Raw genomic sequence first — 20,644 nt, 5'->3', positions numbered from 1 at the left:
TTATTCGGAGCAAGTCTGCGCTTGCAATGTTCCGAGTCTATTCAAGCGTTCCGCGTCGCGGGTAACGAAGCGATCCGGGTTTGTCACGGGATGGTTACATTGGGATTGAGGCAGAGCAGGAAGATCCAGGCTTGGACGCGGCAAGGCCGCTTCGCGATAGAAACCTTCTACAACACGAGCAGTAGGTTCCTTCGTGCCGTCCGCCTCTCCAGCCAGGCATCCCGCAACCTATCGGCCGGCGAATCCTCGTGCTGCCCGCCATCCAGCGCGATCACCAGCATCCGCTCATGGCAGCGGAAATCGACGATGTACGGCCCGAGAATCTTCTGTCGACGAAACTTCAGCCCGAGCAATCGTTGCCCGCGCAAACACAGCCATAACGCCCGCTCCGCCTCTGTCTGCCGCTGCCGCGGAACACGGCAAAACCCGCCCCGGGAAAACCTCATGCCTACCTGCCTCGTTCAAGCGCCCGGCAGGCCTGCCCATCACTCCAGCCCCAGGCGCGGCAAGCGCAGGCTTACCCGCAGGCCGCCCTCGCGACGGTTCTGCAAACTGACTTCGCCGCCATGGGTGTGCGCGATGTTGCGCGCGATGCCCAGCCCCAGCCCGTAGCCCTGGCCGCGCGGGGACAGGCGGAAGCGCGGCTCGAAGATCTGCTCCAGGCGCTGCTCGGGCACGCCGGGGCCGTCGTCGTCGACGTGCAGCACCACCGCTTCCGGCCCATCCTCCAGGCACAGGCGGGCGCGTTCGCCGTATTTCAGCGCATTGTCCAGCAGGTTGCCGATACAACGCTTGAGCGCCAGGGGCTTGCCCGGATAAGGCTCCGCGGCGCGGCCGACCACCTCCACCCGGCCGTCGGCCAGGTAGGGCTCGGCAATGTGCTGGAGCAACAGGTTGAGGTCGACCGGCTCGACGTTCTCGTGGATATCGGTGTCCTTCACGCACTGCAGCGCTCCCTTCACCAGCAGTTCCAGTTCGTCAAGGTCGCGACCGAACTTCTCCTGCAAGCGCTCGTCTTCCAGGAGTTCCACCCGCAGGCGCAGGCGGGTGATCGGCGTGCGCAGGTCGTGGGAAATGGCGCTGAACAACTGCCCGCGCTCGTTCAGGTAGCGGTCGATGCGCTCGTGCATGGTGTTGAAGGCGCGTGCCACCTCCACCAGTTCGCTGGCGCCGCGCTCCTCCAGCGGCACCGACGGACCGCCCAGGGCCAGATCGCGCGCGGCACGCGCCAGGCGCTTGAGCGGACGGCTCTGCCAATGCATCAGCAAACCGGTGAAAAGCAGCAGCAACAGGCTGGTGAAGACGATCGAGAGCACTTGCTGCGGTTGCAGTCCCTCGGGTTCCAGGCTGACGTACGGCGCCGGCATCAGGCTGGCGATGTACAGCCACTCGCTGTCGCCGATGCGGATCTGGGTGACCAGCACCGGCGGGTTCACCGGCTCCAGGGTCAACGCATAGTGCGCCCAGGAGCGCGGCAGTTCGTCGAGCTTCAGCGCACCGTTGAACAGGCGCAGTTCGTCGGGACTGATGAATTCGACCTGCAGCTCGACCTCCTTGCCCAGGCGCTGGTGCAGCACGTCCTGGACGATCTCCAGCACCGCCTGCTTGTTCGGCGTGTCCGGCAAGGCGCGCATCTCCAACGGCCGCTCGTTCAACGAGACGAAGAAGCGCGTGCCGCCCATGCTGCGCAACTGGTCGAGGACCAGCGGCCGGTAGCCGAGCGGCAGGGAGCGGAAGTAGCTGACGCTGGCCGCCATCGAATAGGCCAGGCTGCGCGAACTGGTAAGCAGGCCCTCGCGCTGGCTGGAACGCAGGTGCGACAGCCAGAACAGGCTGGAAAGCCCTTGCGCGACCAGCAACGCGAGCAGGGTCAGGAGCAGCATGCGACCGAGCAGCGAGCGCGGCACCGGCGACCAGCGCCGCCGTTCGCTCATGGCTGCAGGTGCGGCCGCACCTGTGCCGCCAGCAGGTAGCCGCTGCCGCGCACGGTCTGGATCAGCCGCGGCGCCTTGCCGGTGTCGCGCAGGCGCTGGCGCAGACGACTGACCGCCATGTCGACGATACGCTCCAGCGGCAGCACCTCGCGGCCACGGGTGGCACTGGCGATGGTATCGCGGTCGAGAATCTGCTGCGGATGATCGAGGAACAGCTTGAGCAGCGCGAAGTCGGCGCCGCTGAGGAAGAACTCCTCGCCGTCTTCATGGAACAGTCGATGGCTGACGGTATCCAGTCGCCAGTCCTCGAAGGCCAGCACGTCGCCGCCGCGTACCTGGGTGAACTGCGCGCGACGCAGCAGGGCCTTGATCCGCGCGAGCAACTCGCGCGGACTGAAGGGCTTGCCGAGGTAATCGTCGGCGCCCAGTTCCAGGCCGATCACCCGGTCGGCCTCGTCGGAACTGGCGGTGAGCATGATGATCGGCATGCAGGCCAGGCGCTGGTGCGAGCGGATCCAGCGGCACAGGCTGAAACCGTCCTCGTCCGGCAACATCACGTCGAGGATCGCCAGGATCGCCTCCTCCTCGCACAGCGCCTGGCGGAAGTCGGCGCCGCGCGAAACGCTGCGGACCTGGAAGCCGGCGCGGCTGAGGTAGGTTTCCAGCAGTTCGCGGATCTCCTGGTCATCGTCCACCAGCAGGATCGATCGTCCGTTCGCGCTCACGAGGCTCCTCCTTATGCGGTTGCTCTCACACCGGTTCGGCTCTCGGCGTCCAGGGCCTGCTGCAAGGCAACGCCGGCGCCGAGCAGGCCCGGATGCTCGGCGGTCATGATCCACACCGGCACGTCCTGCAGGTAGGCGCCGCTGGTCTTGCCGCGGCTGGCGAAGGCCCCGGCGAACCCACTGGCGAGGAAGCGTTCGCGGAAGCGCGGCACGATACCGCCGGTGATGTAGACGCCGCCGAGGGCGCCGACGGTGAGCGCGGCATTGCCGGCGACTCGCGCCAGCCACAGGAAGAAGTGTTCCAGCACCGCGTCGGCCTGGGCGTCGCCGGCCAGCGCCAGTGCGCCGACCTCCGCCGCACTGGTCGCGCGAACAGGAATCCCGTCGAGGGCGCAGCTGATCTCATAGAGGGCGAGCAGGCCGTTGCCGGACAGCACGCGCTCGGCGGAGACATGTCCGTAGCGCTCGCGCAGACTTTCCCAGACGGCGAAATCGCGCGCCGAGGTGACCGGCAGGTCGACATGCCCGCCCTCGCAGGGCAGCACCTCCCAGCGCCCCTCCCCCAGCGGCAGCAGGCTGCCGACGCCCAGGCCGGTACCGGGGCCGATGATCAGCCGCGCGCGGTCCGCCTGGGCGCTGCCGGGGCGGACCTGCACCAGTTCGTCCGCGCCCAGCCGCGAGGCGGCCCAGGCCATGGTGCTGAAGTCGTTGACCAGCAGCAGGTGATCCAGCCCCAGTTCCTCGCGAAACGCGGCGCGGTTGATCGACCAGTGGTTGTTGGTGAAGCGGAAATCGCCCGCGCCGACCGGACCGGCGCAGGCCAGGCAGACCGAGTCGATGTTCGCCAGCGACTCGCCGACCCGCGCCAGGTAGTCGCGCACGGCCAGTTCCGGCCGCGGGTAATCGGCGCAGGCGAGCACCGCGATGGATTCCAGGCGCTGCCCGCGCCAGAGCGCGAAGCGCGCATTGGTGCCGCCGATATCGCCGACCAGGGCGAGGCCAACGGAACTTCCGTTCTTGTCGTTATTCATCGTCGTTCGAACCGCAATGCCCCGCGCCAGGCGGGACGGTCGGCAGATCTTGCCGGAGAGACCTGCGCCAGCCAAGCGCCGGCGAAGGTCGACCTATCAGAACTAGCGCCAGCCGTTGAGGCTCTCGGTGAAGCTACAGGCACCCTCTTCCGCGCTGCTCATGGCGTTGCGCATGAAGGCGAACAGCTCGCGGCCGCAGCCGAGATTGCCGTCCTGCGGCGCCGGCTCCAGGCTACGCGCCTGCCACTCGGCCTCATCAATCAGCACCCGCAATTCGCCGCTCACTCCGTCGACCCGCACCCGGTCGCCGTCGCGCAGGCGCGCCAGGGGACCGCCGGCGATGGCTTCCGGACTCACATGGATGGCCGCCGGCACCTTGCCCGAAGCCCCGGACATGCGTCCGTCGGTGACCAGCGCCACCTTGAAGCCACGATCCTGCAGGACTCCGAGGAACGGCGTGAGCTTGTGCAGCTCCGGCATGCCGTTGGCGCGCGGGCCCTGGAAACGCACCACGGCGACCAGGTCGCGCTCCAGCTCGCCGGCCTTGAAGGCCGCGGCCAGGCTGGCCTGGTCGTGGAAGATCCGCACCGGCGCCTCGACCACCTGGTGTTCCGGCGCCACCGCCGAGACCTTCATCACGCCGCGACCGAGATTGCCTTCCATCAGGCGCAGGCCGCCCTCGGCCGAGAACGGTTTGTCCAGTGGACGCAGGATCGCCTCGTCGAGGCTCTGCTCCGGGCCTTCGCGCCAGACCAGCCGGCCGTCCTCGAGGAACGGCTCACGGGTATAGCGGCGCAGGCCGGGGCCGGCGACCGTCTGCACGTCTTCGTGGAGCAGACCGCCGTCGAGCAGCTGGCGAATCAGGAAGGACATGCCGCCGGCCGCCTGGAAGTGGTTGATGTCGGCCTGGCCGTTCGGATAGATGCGCGCCAGGGTCGGCACCACATGGGACAGCTCGGACATGTCCTGCCAGGTCAGCTGGATGCCGGCCGCCTGGGCGATCGCCAGCAGGTGCAGGGTGTGGTTGGTCGAGCCGCCGGTGGCGAGCAGCGCCACCACCGAGTTGACGATGGCCTTCTCGTCGACGATTTCCGCCATCGGCACGTAGTTACCGTTCTCCGGGGTCAGCCGGCTGGCCTGGCGCGCCGCTTCGCGGGTGAGTTCGTCGCGCAGCGGGGTGTTCGGGTTGACGAAGGAGGCACCGGGCAGGTGCAGGCCCATCACTTCCACCAGCAACTGGTTGGTATTGGCGGTGCCATAGAAGGTGCAGGTGCCGGGTGCATGGTAGGAGGCCATTTCCGAGGCCAGCAGCTCTTCGCGAGTGGCCTTGCCCTCGGCGAACAGCTGGCGCACCGCGGCCTTTTCCTTGTTGGAGATGCCGGTCGGCATCGGCCCGGCCGGGACGAACACGGTGGGCAGGTGGCCGAAGCGCAGCGAGCCGATCAGCAGGCCCGGCACGATCTTGTCACAGACGCCCAGGCACAGCGCCGCATCGAACATGTTGTGCGACAGCGCGATGGCGGTGGACATGGCGATCACGTCGCGGCTGGCCAGCGACAGTTCCATGCCCGGCTCGCCCTGGGTCACCCCGTCGCACATGGCCGGCACGCCACCGGCGAACTGGCCGACCGAGCCGATCTCGTGCAGCGCCTCCTTGATCAGCCCCGGAAAGCGCTCGAACGGCTGGTGCGCCGAGAGCATGTCGTTGTAGGCGGAAACGATGGCCACGTTGGCCTGGTTCATCAGCCGCAGGGTCTGCTTGTCGCTTTCGCCGCAGGCCGCGACCCCGTGGGCGAGGTTGCCGCACGGCAGGGTGCCGCGGTGCGGCCCCTTGCTGGCCGCCGCCCGGACCATCTCGAGATAGCGCTGGCGAGTGGCCGCGCTACGGGCCTGGATGCGGCGGGTGACTTCGAGCACACGAGGGTGCATGGCAGATTCTCCTACAGACTATCAATTGTTGTTTTTACAACATAATCATCGGTTGAAGGATGTTTACTTTTCTTTCTGGACGAAATGTAATGGTTTTTACCACAACAATAGAAAAGAGACGACCTCATTATGACTATCCGCCTGGCCATCAACGGCTTCGGCCGCATCGGCCGAAACGTTCTTCGCGCCCTGTATACCGGCCACTACCGCGAGCAGTTGCAGGTGGTGGCGATCAATGACCTCGGCGACGCCGCGGTCAACGCCCACCTGTTCCAGCACGACAGCGTTCATGGACGCTTTCCCGGCGAGGTCGAGCACGATGCCGAAAGCCTGCGGGTGATGGGCGACCGCATCGCCGTCAGCGCCATCCGCAACCCGGCGGAACTGCCCTGGAAGAGCCTCGGCGTGGACATCGTGCTCGAGTGCACGGGGCTCTTCACCAGCCGCGACAAAGCCGCCGCCCACCTGCAGGCCGGCGCCGGCAAGGTGCTGATCTCGGCGCCGGGCAAGGGCGTCGACGCCACCGTGGTCTACGGCGTCAACCACCAAGTGCTGCGCGCCTCCCATCGGATCGTCTCCAACGCCTCCTGCACCACCAACTGCCTGGCACCGGTGGCCCAGGTACTGCATCGCGAGCTGGGCATCGAGCACGGCCTGATGACCACCATCCACGCCTATACCAACGACCAGAACCTCTCCGACGTGTACCACCCGGACCTGTATCGCGCCCGTTCGGCGACCCAGTCGATGATCCCCACCAAGACCGGCGCCGCCGAGGCGGTCGGCCTGGTCCTGCCGGAACTCGCCGGCAAGCTCACCGGGCTGGCGGTGCGGGTGCCGGTGATCAACGTGTCGCTGGTCGATCTCACCGTACAGGTGGCCCGGGATACCAGCGTAGACGAGGTCAACCGCCTGTTGCGCGAGGCCAGCGAGGGCTCTCCGGTGCTCGGCTACAACACCCTGCCGCTGGTGTCGGTGGATTTCAACCACGACCCGCGCTCGTCGATCTTCGACGCCAACCACACCAAGGTCAGCGGTCGGCTGGTCAAGGCGATGGCCTGGTACGACAACGAGTGGGGCTTCTCCAACCGCATGCTGGACAGCGCCCTGGCGCTGGCCGCCGCCCGCGACTGACGCGCCTCAGCGGAACTTGCGCCGACCGCGCGCCTGCAACGCCAGCAGGCGCAGGTCGGCTTCGGCGAGGATCAGCCGCTGCTCGGCCTTGTCCGCGCGCTTCCAGACGCGGATTTCCTGGCGCGTGCGACCGCAGCCACGGCACACGTCGGCGTCGAACTCACAGATATTGATGCAAGGACTCTTCAAGCGTTCCCCCTTTTTCGGCGCGGACCGGATGCGCTCCTCGCCCACCACTTCACGCCAGGCGGCGGGCCGGCGTCCAGGCGGAAATGCCTATCGGGCCGATCGAGCGGCCCGAATCCTCACTCGGCCCCGGCGTCGCGCAGGCTTTCGTAGGCCGGCGCGGCATAGATGCCGGCCTCGACGCAGAGCGCCATGACCCGCGGCAGGTCCTGGGTATAGACCAGCACCGCCTGCAGCTCGTCGTCCAGCGGCTCGCTGAAATCCACCAGCACGTAGCCGCCCTTTTCCGGATACATGCTGCTCAGTTGCACCTGGATACGGTTGAGGGCGACCAGCGGCTCGGTCTTGAGCAACTGCTTCGGCTTGATGTTGAACGCCACGTCCTTGCCGAAGGAGGCGACGATCCGGGCGAACAGCTCGGCATAGGTGTCGGCCTGGAACAGCACGATGTCCGGCAGGCTACCGACCACCACCCATTCACCGAGCGGGATCGGGAAGCTGTCGTCGTAGTTGATGTCCGGGTTGGCGGCGAGGAACGCCTCGGGGTCGGCGTAGGCCCGGGCCGCCTCGTCGGCGATCCGCTGGATTTCCTCGGCGCCCATGCAGCCGGTGCTGATGAGGGTGATCAGTTCGTTCAGGGTGTCTTTCATGGGCGGGTTCCAGGGTCGATGAAACGGAGCGGACCGGCCTCGACGGCGCGTCCGGGAGAATTCTACAGGGCGGAACGACGCTCAGCGGCGCGGCCAGTCGTCGGAATCCAGCGCCTCGCGCTCTTCGCGCATGGCCTCGGCCAGGGCACGCTCCTCGTCGTCAGCGTCCATGACGGGCGGAGCAGGCGGCGGTACTGCGGCGGGCCCGGCCTGCGCCGCCGGCTCGGGTGCTTCGGCGGACGCCTGCGAGGAGTCCGGCGGGTCGAGCAGGTCGTCGAAATCGGTCTTCAGGCCCTGCTCCATCTCGTCCAGCTCCAGCAGCAGGCTGCGGAAGCTGGTTTCTTCGCGCGGTTTCTCCGGCGCGCCGGTCTCGCCCTCGATTTCCTCGAGGCTTTCCCCGGCCTCGGCGATGGCGCGGTCGGCCAGGGCCTGGATCGAGGCGGGAATCGCATCCTCGTCGAGGTCGTCGCGCGGTGGCGGCGATACGGCTTCCAGGACCGGTTCCGGTTCGGGCTCCATCTCGCGCAACGCCGACAGCGGCGGCAGTTCGTCGAGGCTCTTCAGGTTGAAATAGTCGAGGAACGCCTTGGTGGTCGCCAGCATCGCCGGACGCCCCGGCACCTCGCGGTAGCCGACGATGCGGATCCACTCGCGTTCCATCAGGGTCTTGACGATCTGGGTGTTCACCGCGACGCCACGGATCTCCTCGATCTCGCCGCGAGTGATCGGCTGGCGGTAGGCGATCAGCACCAGGGTTTCCAGCAAGGCCCGCGAATAGCGTTGCGGACGCTCCTCCCAGAGCCGGCCGACCCAGGGCGAGAAGCGCTCGCGGATCTGCAGGCGGTAGCCGGACGCCACTTCCTTCAGCTCGAACGCCCGTCCCGTGCAGGACAACGCGAGGATCGCCAGGGCGTCGCGGAACTGCCCCGGCTCCGGCCGCTCGGCCTCGTCGAACAGCTCGGCCAGGCGCTCCAGCGAGAGCGGCTTGCCGGCGGCGAGGAGGATGCCTTCGAGCAGGGTGGCGAGTTCGTGGGGATCGGACAGGTTCATCGTCGCAACGGATACCGGAGCCAGGAGAAGTGGAAAGATAGTGGAGCCAGGCGCGCACAGCTTAACAGGACGCGCGCCGGGACGAAGCCGGCGCGACGGAAAAGCCCGTCGGGCGCCCGGCGACGGCAGCGAATGCGGTCACTCGAAATCGTCCTCCAGGGCCTCTTCCAGCGCCTCGCCCTCTTCCGCCCCGGCGGCCACCCGCAGGCGCACGTGGATGGCTCCGAAGGCCTCGTTCTGTACCAGCTCCACCAGTTGTTCCTTGACCAGTTCGAGGATCGCCATGAAGGTCACCACCACGCCGAGCTTGCCCTCCTCCAGGGTGAACAGCTGGATGAACGGCACGAAGGCGCCGCCTTTCAGGCGCTCCAGCACTTCGCTCATGCGCTCGCGGGTGGACAACACCTCGCGGGTCACCTGGTGGCTCTCGAACAGGTCGGCGCGACGCAGCATCTCGCCCATCACCAGCATCAGTTCCTGCAGCGCCAGCTCCGGCAGCAGCTTGCGCGCCCGCGCCTCGGGCGCCGCCACCAGCGGCACCAGCACGTCGCGGCCGACCCGGGGCAGCTCGTCGAGGTCTTCCGCGGCCTTCTTGAACCGCTCGTACTCCTGCAGGCGGCGGATCAGCTCGGCGCGCGGGTCCTCCTCTTCCTCCTCGGCCTCCGCCGAGCGTGGCAGCAGCATGCGCGACTTGATCTCCGCGAGCATCGCCGCCATCACCAGGTACTCGGCGGCCAGTTCCAGGCGCACCGCCTTCATCAGCTCGACGTAGCCCATGTACTGGCGGGTGATTTCCGCCACCGGTATGTCGAGGATGTCGATGTTCTGCTTGCGGATCAGGTACAGCAGCAGGTCGAGCGGGCCTTCGAAGGCCTCGAGGAAGACCTCCAGCGCGTCCGGCGGGATATAGAGGTCCTGCGGCAGTTCGGTGACCGCCTCGCCGTAGACCAGCGCCAGTTGCACCGGCACCCGCTCGGCGGCGGGCCCGGTTACGGGGGAGTCGGCGTTGGCCGGGAGATCGTCCTGCATGGGTCGGCTCATGGTGTACGGAATTCGGACGGCGCTCAGGCCGGCTGCATGAACGGCGCCGGATCGCCACAACCCACGCGGATCACTTCCGGATCCGTGTCGGTCAGGCTGATCACGGTGGAGGCCTCGCCGCCGCCGTAGCCGCCGTCCACGATCAGGTCGACCTGGTGTTCCAGGACCTGGCGCATTTCATAGGGATCGTTCAGCGGCTCGCTGCTGCCGGGCATGATCAGGCTCACGCTCATCAGCGGCTCGCCCAGCTCCTCCAGCAGCGCCCGGGCGATCGGGCAGTTCGGCACGCGCAGGCCGATGGTGCGGCGCTTGGGGTGCAGGAGCATGCGCGGCACTTCGCGGGTGGCGCTGAGGATGAAGGTGTAGGGACCGGGGGTGTGCGCCTTGAGCAGGCGGAACAGCCCGGTGTCGACCTTGGCATAGACGCCCAGCTCGGAAAGGTCGCGGCAGACCAGGGTGAAGTTGTGCTTGTCGTCCAGCTGGCGAATGCGGCGGATGCGATCCACCGCGGTCTTCTCGCCGATGCGGCAGCCCAGGGCGTAGGACGAATCGGTGGGGTAGACGATCACCCCGCCCTGGCGGACGATCTCCACGGCCTGCTTGACCAGCCGTGGCTGAGGATTTTCCGGATGGATCTGGAAGAACTGGCTCATTCGGCCCCCTTGGCTTCGGAATGACGTTCGGTATCGCGAAAATGCCTGGCGAAACGCGGCCACATGACCGGCAGGTCCTCGGGGACCGCACGGTACATGCCCAGCTCGGACCAATCGCCCGGCGCGTGGAAGTCGCTACCGGCGGTGACCATCAGGCCGAACTCGCGGGCCAGGATCGACAGGGTACCGACCTGCTCGGCCGGCTGCACGCCGTTGACCACCTCGATGGCGTGCCCGCCGGCCTGGAGGAAGTCGGCGACCAGGCGGCGACGCTTGGTGCGGGTGAAATCATAATGGTACGGATGCGCCAGGCTGATCCAGGCGCGCGCCTCGCGCAGGCAACCGACCACCTCCTCCAGGGTCGGCCAGTGCTGCTTGACGTCGCCCAGCTTGCCGGCACCCAGCCACTTGCGGAACGCCTCGGCCCGATCCTTGACCCAGCCGCCCTGGACCAGGAACTCGGCGAAATGCGGTCGCGCCGGCGCGTTGCCGCTGTCGCCCAGGGCCCGCTGGATCGCCCGCGCGCCGTGCAGGGCGCCGGGCATGCCCTTGGCCGCCAGGCGCCGGTCGATTTCCTCGGCGCGCGCCCAGCGCCCCTGGTGCAGGGCCTCGGTGGCCCGGCGCAGGGGCTCGGCCTCCAGAGCGAAGCCATAACCGAGCACGTGGATGGTGGCACCGCCCCAGGTACAGGACAGTTCGACGCCGTTGACCAGCTCGATACCGAGCCGGGTCGCCGCCGCATGGGCTTCCGGCAGGCCCTCCAGGGTGTCGTGGTCGGTCAGCGCCAGCAGCCCGACGCCCTTCTCATGGGCTCGCTGCACCAGGGCGGCGGGCGCGAGAACGCCGTCGGAGGCGGTACTGTGACAATGCAGATCGACACGCATGGCTGAATCCTGATTCCAATGAATAACGATGAAGCAGCGCCGGTTCGCTGCCTCGCGGTATCGAGACGTACCGTTCATGGGTTCGTGGAGCCCGCTCCACCTGGCGAACGCGCGGGCGCGGCGGGCCTGACGCATTCGGAAAGACAGGATGACTGTTTCAGAACATCCAGAGGTTGCTATTATGCCGCTTCAACCGTGTCCTGACTGCCACCATGAAGCAATTCATCGATTTCATCCCCCTGATCCTGTTCTTCATCGTCTACAAGATAGACCCTCAGAACGTCGAGTTCGCCGGGTTCAATCTGAGTGGCATCTACGGCGCGACCGCGACCCTGATCCTCGCCTCGGTGATCGTCTACGGCGCTCTCTGGCTCAAGCATCGCCACCTGGAAAAGAGCCAGTGGTTCACCCTCGGCGCCTGCCTGGTGCTCGGCGGCCTGACCCTGGCCTTCCATGAGGACACCTTCCTCAAGTGGAAGGCGCCCCTGGTCAACTGGCTGTTCGCCCTGGCCTTCGCCGGCAGTCACTTCATCGGCGACAAGCCGATGATCCAGCGCATCATGGGCCACGCCATCCAGTTGCCGCAGGGCCTCTGGGTACGCCTGAACATCGCCTGGGTGGTGTTCTTCCTGGTGTGCGGCTTCGCCAACCTGTACGTGGTCTTCACCTATCCGAGCTTCTGGGTGGACTTCAAGGTATTCGGCAGCCTCGGCATGACCTTGCTGTTCCTGATCGGCCAGGGCATCTTCCTGGCTCGCCACCTGCACGACGCCGATACCGGCGAAAAGCCCAAGGACTGACATGCTCTACGCGATCATCGCCCGTGACATCCCCGCCTCCCAGGAACGCCGCCTGGCCAGCCGTCCGGCCCACCTGGCGCGCCTCGAACAGCTGAAGGAAGAAGGCCGCCTGGTGCTCGCCGGCCCGCATCCGGCGATCGACAGCAACGACCCGGGCGCCGCCGGCTTCACCGGCAGCCTGATCGTCGCCGAGTTCGACTCGCTGGCCGCCGCGCAGAGCTGGGCCGAGGCCGACCCCTACCGGGCCGCCGGGGTGTACGCCGAGGTGGTGGTCAAGCCGTTCAAGAAAGTCCTGCCCTGAGGCAACCGGCCGAGCGCCGCCGCCGCGAGGCCCGGCGCCAGCCGCAACGCGGCCAACCGGCCTGACGGTTTGCGGTGACCCGGGCAGACAGTGCGATCCGTCGCTTCATCGGTACAAGGAGTCACGATGCGTCCCTCGACTGCCCAATGCCTGCTGCTGAGCCTGGGCCTGGCGGCCTCCCTGGCCCAGGCCGAAGACCCCGTCGCTCCGCCCACCGCGCCGGTCGCGCCGCAGGCCACGCCGTCCGTCGCCACAAGCCCGGTCGAACTGGAACGACGCCTGGCGGAAACGGAACGCCAGCGCGACGAACTGGTCAGTCGTATGCGCCAGGAGAACCGCCAACTGCGCGAGCAGCTGCGGATGGCCCGGGCGCAGCAACAACCGCCGCTGCTCAGCGAAGAACAGACCTGGTATGTCGCCGGCGCCGCCACCGCCCTGCTCGCGTTCGTTCTCGGCGCCCTGAGCCGAGGCCGCCGGCGACAGCGACGCGAATGGATCAATTGAGCGACACCCGATGAGCGAACTGCTGTTGATCGACGATGACCGGGAGCTCTGCGAGCTGCTCGGTACCTGGCTGGTCCAGGAAGGGTTCTGCGTGCGCGCCAGCCACGACGGCGCGCAGGCCCGCCGCGCCCTCGCCGAGCAGACCCCGGACGCCGTGGTGCTCGACGTCATGCTGCCCGACGGTAGCGGCCTGGAACTGCTCAAGCAACTGCGCGGCGATCATCCCGACCTGCCGGTGCTGATGCTGTCCGCCCGCGGCGAACCGCTGGACCGCATTCTCGGCCTGGAGCTGGGCGCCGACGACTACCTGGCCAAGCCCTGCGACCCGCGCGAGCTGACCGCGCGCCTGCGTGCCGTGCTGCGGCGCAGCCATCCGGTGCAGCCGAGCGCGCAGATGCAGCTGGGCGACCTGTCGCTGAACCTGACCCGCGGCGTGGCGCAGATCGACGGCCAGGAAATCAGCCTGACGCTCTCCGAGAGCCGCATCCTCGAAGCGCTCCTGCGCCAGCCCGGCGAGCCGCTGGACAAGCAGGCCCTGGCGCAACTGGCGCTGGGCCGCAAGCTGACCCTCTACGACCGCAGCCTGGACATGCACGTCAGCAACCTGCGCAAGAAGCTCGGCAGCCACCCCGACGGCAGCCCGCGCATCCTCGCCCTGCGCGGCCGCGGCTACTACTACAGCCACTGAGCGGGTTTCGTCAGCCTGACGGCAGCCGCTCTTTACCCAAGCTTTACCCAGGGTTGACCGCGCTTGACCTTGACCTCCCTAGACTGGGCTCATCCGGTAAATGGCCGGACCCAGAAAGGAGAAACACCATGCGCAAGACGCTAACCGCCCTGTTCATCGCCGCCGCCCTGCCGACCTTCGCCATGGCCGCGCCCGCCGCCAACGACCTGCCGCCCCCGCCGATGGAAGGCGGCCACATGATGGGCCAGCACGGTCCCCGGCATGGCGGACCGATGAAGGAACTGAACCTGACCCGCGAGCAGCGCCAGCAGATGGGCAAGCTGATGGGCGAGCAGATGAAGGCCCGCCACGAGATCACCCAGCGCTACCTGGCCAAGCTGCCGGCGGCCGAGCAGAAGGCCCTCAAGGACGAACTCAAGGCCAGCCACGAGAAGACCCAGAAGGACATCCGCGCCCTGCTCACCCCCGAGCAGCAGAAGAAGTTCGACGAACTGCAGAAGAAGCGCGAGCAGCGCAAGGCAGAGTGGGCCGAATTCCAGCAATGGAAGGCCGACAAGAAGTCCAACTGACGTCCGAGCCACCGCTACCGGGTTCTCCGGTAGCGGTCTTCCGTCCAGCCGGAATCGCATATCCTAGGGGTTTACCCACGCGGCCGGCCCGACATGCGATTCAACAGGAAAACCATGCGTTCACTCTTCTGGCGAATCCTCGCCGCCTTCTGGCTGGCCCTGCTGCTGGTCGCCGGGCTGTCCATCCTGCTGGGTCGTGCGCTGAACCAGGACACCTGGATCATCGCCCGCCATCCTGGCCTGAAGGATCTCGCCGAACAGTGGACCGCCCTCTACGAAGAACAGGGCAGCTACGCGGCCCAGGGCTTGCTGGAGCAACGCCGCCGTGACTACGGGATTTCCATCCAGGTGCTCGATGAAAGCGGCCAGCGCCTGGTCGACGGCACCTACCTGCCGCGCCCGCACCATCGCCCGCCGCGCACCAGCGACCGCAACCTGCCACGCTTCCCCTGGCGCCAGTTGAGCCAGGAATACGTCAGCCCGCAGAGCAACCATACCTACCTGTTCATCTATCGCATCCCGCACCCGGAGCTGGAGGCCTGGCACCGCGGCAGCCTGCTCTGGCCGCTCAGCGCGCTGGGCATCGCGCTGGTGGTGCTGACCCTGTTCAGCCTGCTGCTGACGCTGTCCATCACCCGTCCGCTGAACCGCCTGCGGCGTGCCGTGCACGACCTCGGCCAGACCGCCTACCAGAAGGACAGCCTGGCCCGCCTGGCGCGGCGCGGCGATGAACTGGGCACCCTGGCGCGCGATTTCAACCGCATGGGCGAACGCCTGCAAAGCCTGATCGGCAGCCAGCGTCAGTTGCTCCGCGACGTCTCCCACGAACTGCGCTCGCCGCTGGCGCGCCTGCGCATCGCCCTGGCCCTGGCCGAACGCGCCGAACCGGAAGCGCGGGCACAGATGTGGCCGCGCCTGGAACAGGAATGCGACCGCCTGGAAGCGCTGATCGGCGAGATCCTCGCCCTCGCCCGGCTCGACGCCGAGCCCGGCGCCAGCCAGCGGATCGACCTGCTGCCCTTGCTTCAGCGCCTGCGCGAGGACGCCCTGCTGCTGGCGCCGGAACAGGACATCCGCCTGGAAGTGGCCGACGACCTGAGCATCGACGGCTGGCCTGACATGTTCGAACGCGCGGTGGACAACCTGCTGCGCAACGCCGTGCGCTTCAACCCCGTCGGCCAACCGCTGGAAGTGCGTGCCAGCAGCGCCGGCGACTACCTGCGCCTGAGCGTCCGCGACCATGGACCGGGGATTGCCGCCGAGCTGCAGGAACAATTGGGCGAACCCTTCTTCCGCGCCCCCAACCAGAGCAGCCCGGGTCACGGCCTCGGCCTGGCCATCGCCCGCCGCGCCATCGAGCGCCACGGCGGGCACCTGCGCCTGGGCAACCATCCCGACGGCGGCTTCATCGCCACCCTCAGCCTGCCGCTACGGCGCAAGGCGACCGAATGACGCCGCGCCCGGACGCGCGGCAATTCCCCAGGAGCATCCGGCATGACTCTTCCCGCTTCGTTGTTCCTCGATGAACTCCCTCTCGCCCAGGCCATCGCGCCGCCGCCGGAACCTCCCGGCGACGAGCCGCAATCGCTGGTTCTGGCGGTCGAACTGGGGCAGGTCGCCCAGCAACTGCGGCAACGCTGGACGCGTCTGGAACTGAGCCTGCCGGAGCGCGGCACCTGGCCACTGGAAAGCTGGCGCCCGGCCTTGCACGAAGCGCTCTACAGCCTGCTCGGCGGCGCCGCACAGGCGCGCCCGTGGCAGCGCATCACGCTGAGCCCGCTACTGGACGCCCGCCGTGGCCGCCTGCGCCTGGACATCCTCGGCCAGGCGGAAGAAGGCCAGCGCTGGCTGCCCGCGGCCGTCGAGGCGGCCCGACGCCTGGCAGGCTGGCAGGGCGGCCGCCTGCTCTGGCACGTCCGGGGCGCGCGCTGGTGCGTGCGCCTGCTGTTGCCACTCAGCCCGGCCAGTTGTTGACGAAGGCTGCCGGATCGAGCTGCGGCGGGGTGCGCAACTCGCCCAACGGCGTGCCCAGGTAGACGAAACCGATGATCCGTTCCTGTTCGTTGAGTCCCAGGCCGGCATGCACCACCGGATCGGTGGCCATCTCGCCGGTCCGCCACATCGCCCCCAGTCCCTGGGCATAGGCACCCAGCACCAGGCCATGGGCGGCGCAGCCGGCGGCCAGCAGTTGCTCGCCGTGCGGCACCTTCGGATGGTCCTGCAGGCAGGCGACCGCCACCAGCAGCAGCGGTGCCCGCAGCGGCATGTTGCGGGCCTTGGCCAGCGCCTCTTCGGTGGCGTCCGGCTGGCGGGTCGCCAGGGCGCGGGCGTACAGGTCGCCGAGAGCCTTGCGGCCTTCGCCCTGCACCACGATGAAGCGCCACGGCCGCAGCTGGCCATGGTCAGGCGCGCGCAGGGCAACCCGCAGCAGCCGGTCGAGCTGCTCCGGCGAGGGCGCGGGGTCGCTCAGGCGGGCGTGGGAAACGCGATTGAGCAAGGCGTCGAGGGCCTCCATGGACGAACTCCTGTCGAAGACGAAATCGCCATTGTAGACGCAATCGCCGGGCCCCCGCCCAGTATCAGGCGACCCGCCCCGGCGCCAGGTGCGGTTGCAGCGGTGGCGTCAGCGGCGGCAGGCCGTAGGCGGCGCGCGCGGCGTCGCAAGCGGGGTTCGGCTGGCCGTTGGCCCAGGCCGCCTCGAACTCGCGGCAGGTGCTGGAGCGCTGCTCGTAGACGGTGCAGCGCACGCCACAACCGACCTCGCCGAGCAGGCCGACGCAGCGCACCGGCCTGCTCTCGGTGCCGCTCATGGCGACCATCTGCGGGTTGACCTGGACGGTCAGCTCATCGGGCACGACGCCGCCCGCGGAACGGCATTCCCCCCAGTAGAAGGACACACGGAAATGCGCACAGCAGGCGCCGCAGGTAAGACACGGATTGTCAGTGGACATGGTTGGCAGAACACCAGAGAAACCGGCGAGCGCCGGCGGGCGAAGCGAGATTCTAGCGATTTCGCGGCGGCTGTGAAGAGGGGCGCAGCGGCGGATTTACTCTGCGCGGACGGCTGGTAGAATGACCGGTCCGCCACCGCCCAGAGCCCCACGATCCATGGCCTTGCCGACCCTACGCACCCTCGGTTTCATCATCGGCATCTTCCTGATCACTCTGGCCGCCAGCATGCTGGTCCCGATCCTCACCATGCTCGCCTTCGACCGTACCGAAGGCATCCAGGCCTTCATCTGGTCCAGCGTCGCCACCTTCGTCAGCGGCCTCGGCCTGGTCCTTCCCGGTCGCCCCGAGCACGTCCACCTGCGTCCACGGGACATGTACATGCTGACGGTGTCGAGCTGGGTGCTGGTATGCATCTTCGCCGCCCTGCCGTTCGTCCTGCAGCAGCACATCAGCTACACCGACGCGTTCTTCGAGAGCATGTCGGGCATCACCGCCACCGGCTCCACCGTACTCAGCGGGCTGGACGACATGTCGCCGGGCATCCTCATCTGGCGCTCGCTGCTGCACTGGCTCGGCGGCATCGGCTTCATCGCCATGGCGGTGGCGATCCTGCCGATGCTGCGGATCGGCGGCATGCGCCTGTTCCAGACCGAGTCCTCGGACCGCTCGGAAAAGGTCATGCCGCGCTCGCACATGGTCGCCAAGTACATCGTCGCCACCTATGTCGGCATCACCCTCCTCGGCAGCCTGGCCTTCTGGGGCGCCGGCATGAGCCCGTTCGACGCGGTCAACCACGCCATGTCGGCGATTTCCACCGGCGGTTTCTCCACCTCCGACCAGTCCCTGGCCAAGTGGAAGCAGCCGGCGGTGCACTGGACCGCGGTAGCGGTGATGATCCTCGGCAGCCTGCCGTTCGCGCTCTACGTCGCCACCCTGCGCGGCCACCGCCGGGCGCTGATCAAGGATCAGCAGGTGCGCGGCCTGCTCGGCCTGCTGCTGGTGACGTGGCTGCTGATGGGCACCTGGTACGCGCTGACCTCCAGGCTGCCCTGGATGGACGCCTTCCGCATCGTCGCGGTGAACGTCACCTCGGTGGTCACCACCACCGGCTTCGCCCTTGGCGACTACAGCATGTGGGGCCACTTCTCGATCATGCTGTTCTTCTACCTCGGCTTCATCGGCGGCTGTTCCGGCTCCACCGCCGGCGGCATCAAGATCTTCCGCTTCCAGGTCGCCTACACCCTGCTCAAGGCCAACCTCTACCAGCTGATCCACCCGCGCGCGGTGCTCAAGCAGAACTACAACGGCCACCGCCTGGACGAGGAGATCGTCCGCTCGATCCTGACCTTCTCGTTCTTCTTCGCCATCGTCGTCTGCCTGCTCGCCCTCGGCCTGTCGCTGATCGGCCTGGACTGGATGACCGCGCTCACCGGCGCCGCCAGCACCGTGGCCGGCGTAGGGCCGGGGATGGGGCCGATCATCGGCCCCTCGGGCAACTTCGCCAGCCTGCCGGACGCCGCCAAGTGGCTGCTGGCCGCCGGCATGCTGCTCGGCCGCCTGGAAATCATCACCGTGCTGGTCCTGCTGACCCCTGCGTTCTGGCGCCACTGAGCGGCGGACCCTGGCCGCAATGTCTCTACTCAGGGACTGAAAAGCCGGTGTAAGCTTCTGCACCATGACGACTCAGCCGCAACCCGGCCACGTGAGCCTGGATAGCTCCACCCAGCCCGCCCGCGTCAGAGCCATAGGTGATTGGACGCTCGCCCACTACACGGCCCTGGAGCGCGAGGTGACGCGCCTGCGCAGCCAGGTGGCGGGCGACGCCAGCTTCGACCTCAGCCAGCTCGGCGCCCTGGATACCGCCGGTGCCGCGCTGCTCGCCGAGCTGCTCGGCGCCGAACGCCTGGCCGACCTCGCCGAGCTGGAGCCTGGCCTGCCGCGTGAGCGCCAGGCCCTGCTGAAGACCGTCGGCCACGCCCTGCACGATTTCTGCGAACCGGAAAAACCCAAGCCGCCGACCACCGCCATCGAACTGCTGGCGCGCATCGGCTGTGCCATGGAGACCTTCTGGCTGCACCTCAAGGCGCTCCTCGGCTTCATCGGCCTGACCCTGGAAACCCTGCTCCGCAGCCTGGTCCGCCCGGCCAGCTGGCGGGTCACGCCGCTGGTGGCGAACATCGAGAAGAGCGGTCTGGACGCGGTGCCGATCATCGCCCTGCTGACCTTCCTGGTCGGCGCGGTGATCGCCTTCCTCGGCGCCACGGTGCTGGCCAACTTCGGCGCGACCATCTACACGGTCAACCTGGTGGTGTTCTCCTTCCTCCGCGAATTCGCCGTGCTGCTCACCGCGATCCTCATGGCCGGCCGCACCGCCAGCGCCTTCACCGCGCAGATCGGTTCGATGAAGGCCAACGAGGAGATCGACGCGATCCGCGCCCTCGGCCTCAACCCCATCGAACTGCTGGTGCTGCCGCGGGTGCTGGCGCTGCTGGTGTCGCTGCCGATGCTGACCTTCGTCGGCATGCTCTGCGGCATCGTCGGCGGCATGACGGTCTGCGCCTGGTCCCTGGACATCCCGCCGGCGATGTTCCTGTCGATCATGGAGGACGGCATCGGCGTCCAGCATTTCCTGGTCGGCATCAGCAAGGCCCCGCTGTTCGCCTTCCTGATCGCCGTGATCGGCTGCCTGGAAGGCTTCAAGGTCAGCGGCAGCGCGCAGTCGGTGGGCGAGCACACGACCACCAGCGTGGTCCACTCGATCTTCGTGGTGATCCTGCTCGACGCCCTCGCCGCGCTGTTCTTCATGGAGATGGGCTGGTGAGCCAGGACAACCCGCAGGCGATCATCCAGGTGCGCGACCTGTGCAACCGTTTCGGCGCCCAGACCGTGCACGAGCACCTCGACCTCGACGTCCGCCGCGGCGAGATCCTCGGCGTGGTCGGCGGCTCCGGCACCGGCAAGTCGGTGCTGCTGCGCAGCATCGTCGGCCTGCGCCGGCCGACCTCGGGCAGCGTGCGGGTGTTCGGCGAAGACCTGCTGCAACTGCCGGAAGAGCGCCGTTCGCTGGTCGAGCGGCGCTTCGGCGTGCTGTTCCAGCAGGGCGCGCTGTTCTCCTCGCTGACCGTGGTCGAGAACGTCGCCCTGCCGCTGATCGAGAACGCCGGCCTGCCGCGCGCCGACGCCGAGCACCTGGCCCAGGTCAAGCTGGCCCTCGCCGGGCTGCCGGCCAATGCCGGCGACAAGTATCCGGCCTCGCTTTCCGGCGGCATGATCAAGCGCGCCGCCCTGGCCCGAGCCCTGGCGCTGGACCCGGACATCCTGTTCCTCGACGAGCCCACCGCCGGCCTCGACCCGATCGGCGCGGCCGCCTTCGACAACCTGATCCGCACCCTGCGCGACGCCCTGGGACTGACCGTGTTCCTGGTCACCCACGACCTCGACACCCTGTACACCATCTGCGACCGGGTCGCCGTGCTGTCGCAGAAGAAGGTCCTGGTGGTCGATACCCTGGAGCGGGTCGCCGCCACCGACGACGCCTGGGTCCGCGAGTATTTCCACGGGCCGCGCGGGCGCGCCGCCCACCAAGCCGCCGCCGTGCTGGAGAACCACTGAG

At 68.0% G+C, this 20,644-nt stretch carries 24 protein-coding genes; 11 read left to right on the top strand and 13 right to left on the bottom strand.

What is annotated here, in order from left to right; genetic code table 11:
* Positions 1 to 167 precede the first annotated feature (167 nt).
* From B7D75_RS09045 to edd, 5 genes are all read right to left on the bottom strand, one after another.
* Complete coding sequence (locus B7D75_RS09045; RefSeq protein WP_107113930.1) at positions 168 to 446, bottom strand: endonuclease domain-containing protein; 279 nt, start codon at positions 444 to 446, stop codon at positions 168 to 170.
* Positions 447 to 485: 39 nt separating this feature from the next.
* Complete coding sequence (gene gtrS / locus B7D75_RS09040) at positions 486 to 1,907, bottom strand: two-component system sensor histidine kinase GtrS (RefSeq protein WP_079383585.1); 1,422 nt, start codon at positions 1,905 to 1,907, stop codon at positions 486 to 488.
* 23 nt (positions 1,908 to 1,930) lie between these two features.
* Positions 1,931 to 2,659: a two-component system response regulator GltR gene (gene gltR / locus B7D75_RS09035; protein WP_012075002.1), complete on the bottom strand. Its 729-nt coding sequence runs from the start codon at positions 2,657 to 2,659 to the stop codon at positions 1,931 to 1,933.
* A gap of 11 nt (positions 2,660 to 2,670) precedes the next feature.
* Positions 2,671 to 3,690: a glucokinase gene (locus B7D75_RS09030; protein ID WP_053813637.1), complete on the bottom strand. Its 1,020-nt coding sequence runs from the start codon at positions 3,688 to 3,690 to the stop codon at positions 2,671 to 2,673.
* Between the two features lie 102 nt (positions 3,691 to 3,792).
* Positions 3,793 to 5,619, bottom strand: a complete 1,827-nt coding sequence (edd, locus tag B7D75_RS09025; protein ID WP_034082108.1) for a phosphogluconate dehydratase — start codon at positions 5,617 to 5,619, stop codon at positions 3,793 to 3,795.
* Between the two features lie 129 nt (positions 5,620 to 5,748).
* On the opposite strand from edd, the gene gap reads away from it, so the two are divergent.
* Entirely contained in the window at positions 5,749 to 6,753 is a 1,005-nt protein-coding gene (gap, locus tag B7D75_RS09020) for a type I glyceraldehyde-3-phosphate dehydrogenase (protein WP_003155487.1), read from the top strand.
* Between the two features lie 6 nt (positions 6,754 to 6,759).
* Here gap and B7D75_RS09015 read toward each other — a convergent pair whose 3' ends face one another.
* From B7D75_RS09015 to B7D75_RS08990, 6 genes are all read right to left on the bottom strand, one after another.
* On the bottom strand, positions 6,760 to 6,942 hold the full coding sequence (locus tag B7D75_RS09015; RefSeq protein WP_043099339.1) for a DUF1289 domain-containing protein: 183 nt from the start codon (positions 6,940 to 6,942) through the stop codon (positions 6,760 to 6,762).
* A 116-nt stretch (positions 6,943 to 7,058) separates the two neighbouring features.
* Positions 7,059 to 7,589 (bottom strand): hypothetical protein, encoded by a 531-nt coding sequence (locus B7D75_RS09010; protein ID WP_053813634.1) that lies wholly within the window; start codon positions 7,587 to 7,589, stop codon positions 7,059 to 7,061.
* Between the two features lie 81 nt (positions 7,590 to 7,670).
* Positions 7,671 to 8,639, bottom strand: coding sequence for an SMC-Scp complex subunit ScpB (gene scpB, locus B7D75_RS09005; protein ID WP_058129966.1), 969 nt, complete (start codon positions 8,637 to 8,639; stop codon positions 7,671 to 7,673).
* 138 nt (positions 8,640 to 8,777) lie between these two features.
* The gene (locus B7D75_RS09000; RefSeq protein WP_074197261.1) at positions 8,778 to 9,530 is read right to left on the bottom strand and encodes a segregation and condensation protein A; all 753 of its coding nucleotides are present in this window, start codon (positions 9,528 to 9,530) and stop codon (positions 8,778 to 8,780) included.
* A gap of 173 nt (positions 9,531 to 9,703) precedes the next feature.
* A complete protein-coding gene (locus tag B7D75_RS08995) occupies positions 9,704 to 10,333 on the bottom strand; it encodes an L-threonylcarbamoyladenylate synthase (protein ID WP_012074997.1) in 630 nt (209 codons plus the stop codon).
* The gene (locus tag B7D75_RS08990) at positions 10,330 to 11,217 is read right to left on the bottom strand and encodes a PHP domain-containing protein (protein WP_012074996.1); all 888 of its coding nucleotides are present in this window, start codon (positions 11,215 to 11,217) and stop codon (positions 10,330 to 10,332) included. Before B7D75_RS08990 ends, B7D75_RS08995 begins: the two co-directional genes overlap by 4 nt.
* A gap of 212 nt (positions 11,218 to 11,429) precedes the next feature.
* Here B7D75_RS08990 and B7D75_RS08985 point away from each other — a divergent pair, with 212 nt between their 5' ends.
* The 7 genes from B7D75_RS08985 (at position 11,430) to B7D75_RS08955 (ending at position 16,053) form a co-directional block, all read left to right on the top strand.
* Positions 11,430 to 12,017: a septation protein A gene (locus tag B7D75_RS08985; protein ID WP_058145611.1), complete on the top strand. Its 588-nt coding sequence runs from the start codon at positions 11,430 to 11,432 to the stop codon at positions 12,015 to 12,017.
* A 1-nt stretch (position 12,018) separates the two neighbouring features.
* A complete protein-coding gene (locus B7D75_RS08980; protein ID WP_003091489.1) occupies positions 12,019 to 12,318 on the top strand; it encodes a YciI family protein in 300 nt (99 codons plus the stop codon).
* Positions 12,319 to 12,444: 126 nt separating this feature from the next.
* Positions 12,445 to 12,822: a hypothetical protein gene (locus B7D75_RS08975; RefSeq protein WP_012074994.1), complete on the top strand. Its 378-nt coding sequence runs from the start codon at positions 12,445 to 12,447 to the stop codon at positions 12,820 to 12,822.
* A gap of 10 nt (positions 12,823 to 12,832) precedes the next feature.
* On the top strand, positions 12,833 to 13,510 hold the full coding sequence (locus tag B7D75_RS08970; protein ID WP_012074993.1) for a response regulator transcription factor: 678 nt from the start codon (positions 12,833 to 12,835) through the stop codon (positions 13,508 to 13,510).
* Positions 13,511 to 13,638: 128 nt separating this feature from the next.
* The gene (locus B7D75_RS08965) at positions 13,639 to 14,079 is read left to right on the top strand and encodes a Spy/CpxP family protein refolding chaperone (RefSeq protein WP_003091492.1); all 441 of its coding nucleotides are present in this window, start codon (positions 13,639 to 13,641) and stop codon (positions 14,077 to 14,079) included.
* A gap of 114 nt (positions 14,080 to 14,193) precedes the next feature.
* A complete protein-coding gene (locus B7D75_RS08960; protein ID WP_058136325.1) occupies positions 14,194 to 15,531 on the top strand; it encodes a sensor histidine kinase in 1,338 nt (445 codons plus the stop codon).
* Between the two features lie 42 nt (positions 15,532 to 15,573).
* Positions 15,574 to 16,053, top strand: a complete 480-nt coding sequence (locus B7D75_RS08955; protein WP_053813631.1) for a hypothetical protein — start codon at positions 15,574 to 15,576, stop codon at positions 16,051 to 16,053.
* Here the strand turns inward: B7D75_RS08955 and B7D75_RS08950 are convergent.
* Entirely contained in the window at positions 16,034 to 16,594 is a 561-nt protein-coding gene (locus B7D75_RS08950; RefSeq protein WP_053813630.1) for an NAD(P)H nitroreductase, read from the bottom strand. The two genes, B7D75_RS08955 and B7D75_RS08950, sit on opposite strands and share 20 nt — an antisense overlap.
* A 64-nt stretch (positions 16,595 to 16,658) precedes the next feature.
* Positions 16,659 to 17,030 (bottom strand): YkgJ family cysteine cluster protein, encoded by a 372-nt coding sequence (locus B7D75_RS08945; protein WP_033996518.1) that lies wholly within the window; start codon positions 17,028 to 17,030, stop codon positions 16,659 to 16,661.
* Positions 17,031 to 17,187: 157 nt separating this feature from the next.
* Between B7D75_RS08945 and B7D75_RS08940 the strand changes: the two genes are divergently transcribed.
* The 3 genes from B7D75_RS08940 (at position 17,188) to B7D75_RS08930 (ending at position 20,643) form a co-directional block, all read left to right on the top strand.
* A complete protein-coding gene (locus B7D75_RS08940; RefSeq protein ID WP_012074989.1) occupies positions 17,188 to 18,642 on the top strand; it encodes a TrkH family potassium uptake protein in 1,455 nt (484 codons plus the stop codon).
* 64 nt (positions 18,643 to 18,706) lie between these two features.
* Complete coding sequence (locus tag B7D75_RS08935; RefSeq protein ID WP_012074988.1) at positions 18,707 to 19,852, top strand: MlaE family ABC transporter permease; 1,146 nt, start codon at positions 18,707 to 18,709, stop codon at positions 19,850 to 19,852.
* Positions 19,849 to 20,643, top strand: coding sequence for an ABC transporter ATP-binding protein (locus B7D75_RS08930; protein WP_003157541.1), 795 nt, complete (start codon positions 19,849 to 19,851; stop codon positions 20,641 to 20,643). Before B7D75_RS08935 ends, B7D75_RS08930 begins: the two co-directional genes overlap by 4 nt.
* Position 20,644: the final 1 nt, after the last annotated feature.

The sequence above is a fragment of the Pseudomonas paraeruginosa genome, assembly GCF_003025345.2.
GTDB lineage: Bacteria > Pseudomonadota > Gammaproteobacteria > Pseudomonadales > Pseudomonadaceae > Pseudomonas > Pseudomonas paraeruginosa.
This window is presented reverse-complemented; position numbering and strand designations above follow the sequence as displayed.